The 8,343-nt window shown below is 65.5% G+C and carries 7 protein-coding genes and 1 tRNA gene; 6 read left to right on the top strand and 2 right to left on the bottom strand.

The features are described from left to right. Positions 1–49: 49 nt before the first annotated feature. Positions 50–841 (bottom strand): tryptophan synthase subunit alpha, encoded by a 792-nt coding sequence (gene trpA / locus K1Y73_RS04840; RefSeq protein ID WP_225026869.1) that lies wholly within the window; start codon positions 839–841, stop codon positions 50–52. A 71-nt stretch (positions 842–912) separates the two neighbouring features. Further along, the gene (locus K1Y73_RS04835) at positions 913–1,323 is read right to left on the bottom strand and encodes a VOC family protein (protein ID WP_225026868.1); all 411 of its coding nucleotides are present in this window, start codon (positions 1,321–1,323) and stop codon (positions 913–915) included. 110 nt (positions 1,324–1,433) lie between these two features. On the opposite strand from K1Y73_RS04835, the gene ychF reads away from it, so the two are divergent. From ychF to K1Y73_RS04805, 6 genes are all read left to right on the top strand, one after another. Beyond that, positions 1,434–2,531, top strand: a complete 1,098-nt coding sequence (gene ychF / locus K1Y73_RS04830) for a redox-regulated ATPase YchF (protein WP_225026867.1) — start codon at positions 1,434–1,436, stop codon at positions 2,529–2,531. 164 nt (positions 2,532–2,695) lie between these two features. Then, positions 2,696–2,785 (top strand) — tRNA-Ser (locus K1Y73_RS04825). Between the two features lie 349 nt (positions 2,786–3,134). Beyond that, on the top strand, positions 3,135–3,968 hold the full coding sequence (locus tag K1Y73_RS04820) for a DUF3883 domain-containing protein (protein ID WP_225026865.1): 834 nt from the start codon (positions 3,135–3,137) through the stop codon (positions 3,966–3,968). A 467-nt stretch (positions 3,969–4,435) separates the two neighbouring features. Then, the gene (locus tag K1Y73_RS04815; RefSeq protein ID WP_225026864.1) at positions 4,436–5,695 is read left to right on the top strand and encodes a sugar ABC transporter substrate-binding protein; all 1,260 of its coding nucleotides are present in this window, start codon (positions 4,436–4,438) and stop codon (positions 5,693–5,695) included. Positions 5,696–5,741: 46 nt separating this feature from the next. Further along, positions 5,742–7,274, top strand: a complete 1,533-nt coding sequence (locus K1Y73_RS04810) for a sugar ABC transporter ATP-binding protein (RefSeq protein WP_225026862.1) — start codon at positions 5,742–5,744, stop codon at positions 7,272–7,274. 11 nt (positions 7,275–7,285) lie between these two features. After that, positions 7,286–8,281: an ABC transporter permease gene (locus K1Y73_RS04805; RefSeq protein ID WP_225026860.1), complete on the top strand. Its 996-nt coding sequence runs from the start codon at positions 7,286–7,288 to the stop codon at positions 8,279–8,281. Positions 8,282–8,343 lie beyond the last annotated feature (62 nt).

The raw sequence follows: 8,343 nt of genomic DNA, 5'->3' as shown, positions 1-8,343 counted from the left end.
GGGGGGTCCGGGGGGCGAAGCGCCCCCGGGGCCGGGACAGGCGCGCCCCTCAGGCGCGATGCGCCCCCGCGGCCAGCGCCGCCACCCGCTCCAGCACCTCGGCCACCGACTTGCCCGCCCCGATATCCTTGACGATGGCCGAGCCCACCACGCAGCCATCGGCCACCGAGGCAATCGTCTGCGCCGCCTCGGGCGTGTTGATGCCGAAGCCCACGATCACCGGCAGATCGGTCGACCGCTTGATCCGGGCCACTTCCGGTCCCACATCGCCCGCCTGCGCCGTGGCCGAGCCGGTGATGCCGGTGATCGAGACGTAATACACAAAGCCAGACGTGTTCTGCAGCACCTTGGGCAGGCGCTTGTCATCGGTGGTGGGCGTGGCCAGCCGGATGAAGTTCAGCCCGGCCTTCTGGGCGGGAATGCACAGCTCGCTGTCTTCCTCGGGCGGCAGGTCGACGACGATCAGCCCGTCGATCCCGGCCTCGACCGCGTCGGTCAGGAACCGGTCCACGCCGCGGGAATAGATCGGATTGTAATAGCCCATCAGCACGATCGGCGTTTTCTGGTCGCCGGCGCGGAAGGCGCGTACCATGGAAAGGACCTTGTCCATGGTCATCCCGGCTTCCAGCGCCCGCTGCCCCGCGGCCTGGATCGTCGGGCCATCGGCCATCGGATCGGTGAAGGGCATGCCCAGCTCGATGATGTCGACCCCCGCGCCCGGCAGGCCCTGCATCACCTGAAGCGAGGTCTCCGCATCGGGATCGCCGCCCATGATATACGAGACAAAGGCCTTTTTCCCTTCGGCCTTCAGCCGCGCGAACGTGTCGTCGATCCTGGTCATCGAAGCCCCCTGAAACATCCGCCCGGGTCTCGCACGGGCGCGCGGGGGAAATCAAGCCCGCAGGCCCGCGCCTAGCCCTGCCGCCAGGGCGCCGAGACCATCCAATGCGTGCCGAAACGGTCTTTCACCATGCCGAACCCGTCCGACCAGAAGGTCGGCGCGAACTCCATGATCACCGCCCCGCCCTGGGCCAGCCGGCCAAAGGCCTGGCGCGCCGTGTCAACCGAGGCCGCGGTGAAGCTGACCGACACCGCCTGCTGCGGATCGCCGGTCATACCGGGCGGGAAATCCGCGCCCAGAAGCATCCGCCCTTCGACCAGCAGCGTGGCATGCATGATCCGGTCCGACCCGGCGCTGTCCGGCGGCGCATCGGGCGCTTCGGCATAGGACATCATCTGCAGATTGCCGCCGAAGATCTGGTGATAGGCCTGCATCGCATCGCGGCAATTGCCCTGGAAATGCAGATAGGGGTCGAAAGTCATCGTCACACCTCCTGTCATTGCCGCAAGACTAGCGGCGCGGGCCGAGTCGGGGAACTTGAACCTTTGCCGCCCTCCGCCTAAGAGGGCGCGTCAGGCCGATGGAGGGCGCAATGGGTTTCAAGATGGGCATCGTGGGGCTGCCGAATGTCGGCAAGTCGACGCTCTTCAACGCGCTGACCCGCACCGCGGCGGCGCAGGCCGCGAATTTCCCCTTCTGCACCATCGAGCCGAACGTGGGCGAAGTGGCGGTGCCCGATGCGCGGCTGGACGTGCTGGCCGGGATTGCCGGCTCGAAGCAGATCATCCCGACGCGGATGACCTTCGTCGACATCGCGGGCCTTGTCCGTGGCGCCTCGAAGGGGGAAGGCCTGGGCAACCAGTTCCTGGCCAATATCCGCGAATGCGATGCCATCGCGCATGTGCTGCGCTGCTTTGAAGATGGCGACATCACCCATGTCGAGGGCCGGATCGACCCGGTGGCCGATGCCGAGACCATCGAGACCGAGCTGATGCTGGCCGATCTGGAATCGATCGAGCGGCGGCGGGCCAATCTGGCGCGCAAGATCAAGGGCGGCGACAAAGAGGCGGTCGAGCAGGACCGTCTGCTGACCCTGGCCGAAAAGGCGCTGGCCGAGGGCAAGCCCGCCCGCAGCGTCAAGGTTGCCGAGGACGACGCCCGCAACTGGCGCCTCTTGCAGCTTCTGACCGCCAAGCCCGTGCTTTACGTCTGCAATGTCGAGGAAGCCTCGGCGGCCAATGGCAACAGCCAGTCGGCCCGGGTGGCCCAGATGGCCGCGCAGCAAGGCGCGGGCGTGGTGGTGATTTCCGCCCGGATCGAAGAGGAACTGGCCCAGCTGCCGCCCGAGGATGCCGGGGTCTTCCTGGAAGAGATGGGCCTGCACGAGGCCGGGCTCGACCGGCTGATCCGCGCCGGCTACGAACTTCTGGGCCTGCAGACCTATTTCACCGTCGGCCCGAAAGAGGCCCGCGCCTGGACGATCCAGAAGGGCACGCTGGCGCCGCAGGCGGCGGGCGTGATCCATGGCGATTTCGAGAAGGGCTTCATCCGGGCCGAGACGGTGGCCTTCGACGACTATGTCGCCGGCAAGGGCGAGGCGGGCGCGAAGGAAGCCGGCAAGTTCCGGGTCGAGGGCAAGACCTATGAGGTCAAGGACGGCGACGTCCTGCATTTCCTGTTCAACGCCTGAGGGGCGGGGGCGGAAGGCCCCCCGGCCTCGGCCCCGGCGGCACGCCTTGCCCCGCCGGTGCCCAGCACCTGCCCGGCCTGAGCCCCGCCTCTCTGCCGCCTTCTGTTTGAACCCCCTCAGCTTTCCCCTTGCCCCCGCCGATCTTCCCCAATAAACACGCCGGCGGAGTGGTGGCCGAGTGGTCGAAGGCACACCCCTGCTAAGGGTGCAGGCGGGAAACCGTCTCGAGGGTTCGAATCCCTTCCACTCCGCCACTTGCACATCGCAAACCCTAAGGCAGGTCCGTCGCGGGGCCTTTTTCTTTATGTGTCAAAGGGGTTTGCCGGGACCATCCGCCTTTCCCGGGCTCGCCAGCCGCGCGAGATCGCTTTCCGAACGCGCGCCGTCTCTTTGCGCCCGGCTTTCGGTCTCGGCGAGACGGTTTCAATACTCCCATATATTTCAATGAACTGATGGGGTTGCGCTGCGCCCGTGTTTCACACGTTCCGGCTTGTCTCGAAGATGACGGAGACGCGACACAGGCGGCGTGGTGGTTGGTCTGTCTTGGGAGACTTGCGCGAAGTCTTTGATGACAAAGGCAGGTTCCACTCCTAGCCTGGCGCAATGTCAAGCGCGGCCTGGACAGATCAAGAAAACGACCTGATCGTCGCGGATTACTTCGCGATGCTGGCCGACGATATCGCCGGACGGCCCTACAACAAGGCCGAGCACAATCGGGACCTTCAGGCCCGCATCGACCGCAATCGCAGTTCCATCGAGTTCAAGCGCCAGAACATCAGCGCGGTGCTGAAGGGGCTCGGCGAGGACTGGATCCTTGGCTACAAGCCCGCCTTCAACTTCCAGATGACGTTGGTAGACGCCGTGGCACGTTGGCTGGCACTGAATCCGGCATGGCTCGGTCGCCAAGTTGGTTTGCGACCCGCAGGTGGTCTGCGAGAAACGGCGCAGATCTGGATCGGTCCGCCACCTACCATGTCGAACCATCCGCCGCCACAAGAGCTGGAGCAGATGCTTCACATCGCCCAGAAGTTCGACGTGGCGGGCCGGGATGAGCGCAACCGCGCTCTTGGCCGTGCGGGAGAAGAGCGCGTGCTGGCGCATGAGCGGGCGGCCTTGCGGACGGCGGGACGGGACGATCTGGCGCGCAAGGTGCGCTGGGTGTCGGAGGAGGATGGCGATGGCGCGGGCTACGACATCTCGAGTTTCGCCCCGGACGGGCTCCCGCGGCTGATCGAGGTTAAGACGACAAATGGCTTGGAGCGCACGCCCTTCCACATCACGCGAAATGAACTGGCCGTGGCCGAAGAGCGCAGGGCGGAATGGCGCTTGTTCCGGCTGTGGAACTTCTCACGCGAGCCGAAGGCGTTCGAACTGCATCCTCCGCTGGACGCGCATGTTTCGCTGACCGCGACGATGTTTCAGGCGAGTTTTCACTGAGGCACAGTCGAACACCCGGTCCGCCTGTTCCCGTCCCGGCAAGGCCGCGAGATCGGTCAGTTTCAAAAGGGTCTCGGCGGGCACCTTGGGCGTGCAGACAAGTCGCTTGAGAGCAGCCCGATACCTTCTCGGAGCAGCCCGGCGAGCCCGACATCTCTGGCGCCTGCGGTCTGCACCCGCTGTCGGCTGACCGCGCCGCTGTGCCAGCCCTGACCGATATGGGCGCAAGTTTGTTCTTCGCCACATGTGACGTATCGGCGCCGTTCCTTGCGCCGCCCCACCCCATGACGTTCCGACCGCAGGCCCGGCAGTGCGCAGGCAGTCATACCGTATTATGATCTCGTTGACAGTAATATCATAATACAATACGACGTCTCCGGGGAGGCGACCATCAGCACAGTCAGCTTGGGTGATCGGGCGGGACCGTTCTGGCGATCGGCTAATTTCGCAACGGAGGAGAGCGCGAAATGAAGAAGACCGAGTCCACCGAAGCCCGCATCGTGCGCGCGGGCAACGCGATCCACGAACCGTTCTCGCGGCGCCTGTTCATGCAGCTGGCCGCGGCGGCGGGGATCACCGGGGCGATCGGCCTGCCGGGCCCGGGCGGGGCGCAGGCGGCGACGACCGGCAAGATCATCTACCAGGTGGACGTGCTGCATTCCTATTGGGTCGAATGGGTGAAGGGCTTCGATGCCGTCACCGCCGCGCTGGGGCTGGAAGGCGTGCAGATGCTGCACGGCTCGGATCCGGCCAAGCAGATCAGCCAGGTCCGCTCGGCGCCGCAGCAGGGCGCGAAGATGTTCATCGGCCTGCCCTTCCCGGACGGCTCGGTGCCGCAGATGGCGAAGGTGCTGCAGGATGCCGAGATCTACTATTCCAACATCTGGGAACATCCCGCCTGGTTCTCGCCCGCAGATGTGGGCGATTACTATGTGCAGTATTCGACGCCCAACTCGATTCTGGCGGGCTATGAAGTGGCCAAGGTGCTGTTCGAGAAGATCGGCGGCGAGGGCAAGGTCGTGCATATCTGGGGCCTGCCGACCCCGACCGATGCCTTCCGCACCGCGGGCGTGCTGAAGGCCGCGGCCGAATTCCCCGGGATCGAACTGGTGGGCAATGTGCGCACCCAATGGGACCGCGAGACGGGCCGCGACGCGATGCTGTCAATGGTCACGGCGCATCCCGACCTGAAGGGCGTCATGGCCCAGAATGACTCGATCGCCGAAGGTGTGCTGGCGGTGCTGCACGAACGCGGCATGAAGGATACCCCGGTCGTGGGCGTCGACGGTCTGCCCGATGGGCTGCGCTCGGTGCTTGCGGGGCGGATGCTGGCCACGCATTCCTCGCTGCCGGCCTATCAGGCGGCCTTCATGGTGACCTCGGTCTTCGATGCGCTGAACGGCTGGAAGCCCTCGCTGCCCGAGCGGATGATGTACACCGAATCCGCGCTGATCACCGCCGATACCGCGCAGACCTATCTGGACAAGCTCTATGGCGAGGCCGGCGCGCAATATGACTGGACCAAGCTCAGCCGCACGCTGAACCCCGACGCCTGGGATCCGCAGGCCCGGATCGAACCCATTGATCCCGATGTGCATTTTGCCCTGTTCCCCGAGAACAAGGACCGTCTGAACCCCGCCTATGCCGAGGCGAAGGCGGCGGGCGAGTTCGACCGCGTGCGCAAGCTTTACGCCGATCAGTACAAGACCGGCCCCTTCAAGGCCTAAGGGCCAGATCGCGCACCGGAACACGACAAGCAGGGGGGAAGGCGGCATGTCCTTGACCGCAAAACCGGCGCTGGAGCTGGACGGCATCAGCAAGGCCTATAACGGCATTCCAGCGATCCAGTCCGTCAGCTTCACGCTGAAGAAGAACCAGGTTCTCGGTCTGGTGGGCGAGAATGGCGCGGGGAAATCGACGATCCTCGGCGTGATCAACGGGGTCGTCTCGCCCGACAGCGGCCATCTGCGCATCCATGGCGCAGAGGCCGCCTTCGGGCATCCCGACGAAGCGGCGCGCCATGGCGTGGCGACCGTCTTTCAGGAACAGGGGCTGATCCCGCAACTGCTTGTCTACGAGAACATGTTTCTCGGGCGCGAAGCGAAATATTCTGTCGGCGGCATCCTTCGCCGACAGTCCATGATCGCCGAGGCGCAGGCCGTTCTGGACGATCTGAACATCGACAATGTCGATCCGCGCGCGGTCACGGGCGATCTGTCCTTCGGTCAGCGCCAGCTGGTCGAGATCGCCAAGGCCTTCGCGCTGGCGCGGGTCTATCCGGTCGAGCCGATCATCCTCTTGGACGAGCCGACCTCGGCCCTGTCCGAGAAAGAGGCGGCAAAGCTGTTCGACGGCATCCAGCACTGGCGATCGAAGGCGTCGATCATCATCGTGTCGCATTCCATGGCCGATATCTTCCGCTGCTGCGACGAAATCGTGGCGCTGAAGGATGGCAATGTGGTGGCCCAGCTGGCGGCCGGCGAAACCAGCCCCGACGGGCTGCACGAGCTGATCGTGGGCCGCAAGCGCGAAGAGGAATATTACAAGGAATTCCGCCAGCGCGATCCGGGCGACCGCGTGATCCTGTCGGCCAGGGGGCTGCGCAAGGAGGGTGCGGTCGCCGAGATCTCGTTCGATCTGCGCGAGGGCGAGATCCTGGGCTTTGCCGGGGTCCTGGGCGCGGGCAAGTCGGTTGTGGCCAGCATGGTGGCCGGACTGACCCCGCGCGACGGCGGCGAGGTGCAGGTGGGCGGGCGCGCGATCGCCTCGGGGTCAAGCTATCAGGCGATTTCCGAAGGCATCGGCTATGTGCCGGCCGAACGCAACCTGGCCGGGATCATCGGCGCCCATTCGCTGGAATGGAACCTGACCCTGCCCGGTCTGTCCAGGGTGATGGACCGCAGCGGGCTCAGCATCTCGTCCCGGAAAAGCGCCGAGTTGGCGAATTTCTGGCTGAAGCGGCTGCGGGTGCGCGCACCGGGCCGCGGTGCCCTGGCGCGCAGCCTGTCGGGCGGCAACCAGCAGAAGGTGGTCTTCGCGAAATGGCTGGCGCGCGGCGTCAGGGTTCTGGTCCTGGACGAGCCGGGCCGCGGGCTGGATGTGGGGGCCAAGGAAGAAATCTACGACCTGATCCGCGACATCGCGGCCGAAGGCACGGCGGTCTTGCTGATCTCGGACAACCTGCCCGAGCTGATCGGCCTGTCGAACCGGATCCTTGTGATGCGCAAGGGGCAGGTGACGGCCGAGTTCAAGGCCGATGTCGGGGCGAAGCCGGAAGAATCCGCCATCGTCAAGCACATGATCTGAGGGAGAGAGCAATGTCGAGCACCACAACAAACGCCCGCTCGGGCCCCCGCGCCGAGACCGGGCCGCATCCGCTTCGGGCCTATTACGGGATCATTGCGCAGCTTCTGGCGGTGATCGCGCTGATCGCCTTTTTCGCGATCCAGAACCCGCTGTTCTTCACGCTGATGAACTTCCAGAACATCGGCATGCAATCTTCGGTGCTGCTGCTGGTGGCGCTGGCGGGCACGCTGGTGATCATGATCGGGTCGATCGACCTGTCGGTGGGTGCCACGGTGGTGCTGGCGACGCTGGTCACCGCGATTGCCGTCGATGCCTATGGCAGTCTGGGCGGCATCGGGCTGGCCGTGGCCACGGGGGCGGCGGTCGGTCTGGTGAATGGCGGGCTGATGGTCTACCTGAAAGTGCCGTCCTTTCTGGCGACGCTGGGGATGATGTCGGTGCTGGCGGGCATTGCCGGGCATCTGTCGGGCGGCATCGCGATCATCTACCAGAACTGGGCCTATACCGATCTGGTCAATGGCTCGGTGATCCTGGGCCTGCCCAATGTGGCGACGGTGGCGCTTGTGACCGCCGCGGTCCTGGCCTTCGTGTCGCTGCGCACCAAATTCGGCCGCTACCTGTACGCGATCGGCGGCGGCGAGGTTGTGGCCTCGAATTCCGGGGTGCCGATCAACCGCTTCAAGATCTGGGCCTTTGTCGTCTGCGGCGCGCTGTGCGGTCTGGCCGGGGCGATGCTGGCAGGCCAGGTCGGCGCGGGCACGCCCGCCGCGGGGTCGTCGATCCTGCTGAATTCGATCGCGGCCATCGTCATGGGCGGCACGGCGCTGTCGGGCGGGGTCGGCGGGCCGCATCGCACCATTCTGGGCGTGCTGCTGATCGCGATCCTGTCGAATGGCATGGATGTGACCGGGGTCGGCGGCTTCACCCAGGACATCGTCAAGGGTCTGGTCATCATCTTCGCCGTGGCCCTGACCACCGACCGCAAGAAATACCAGTTCATCAAATAGGCCCCGGCGAATTGGCCTCGGTGGCGCATCGGGGCAGGGCGCCGGGCACAAGTGGGAATTGC

Source organism: Xinfangfangia pollutisoli, assembly GCF_020179405.1.
In the GTDB taxonomy this organism is placed as follows: Bacteria; Pseudomonadota; Alphaproteobacteria; order Rhodobacterales; family Rhodobacteraceae; genus Pseudogemmobacter; species Pseudogemmobacter pollutisoli.
This window is presented reverse-complemented; position numbering and strand designations above follow the sequence as displayed.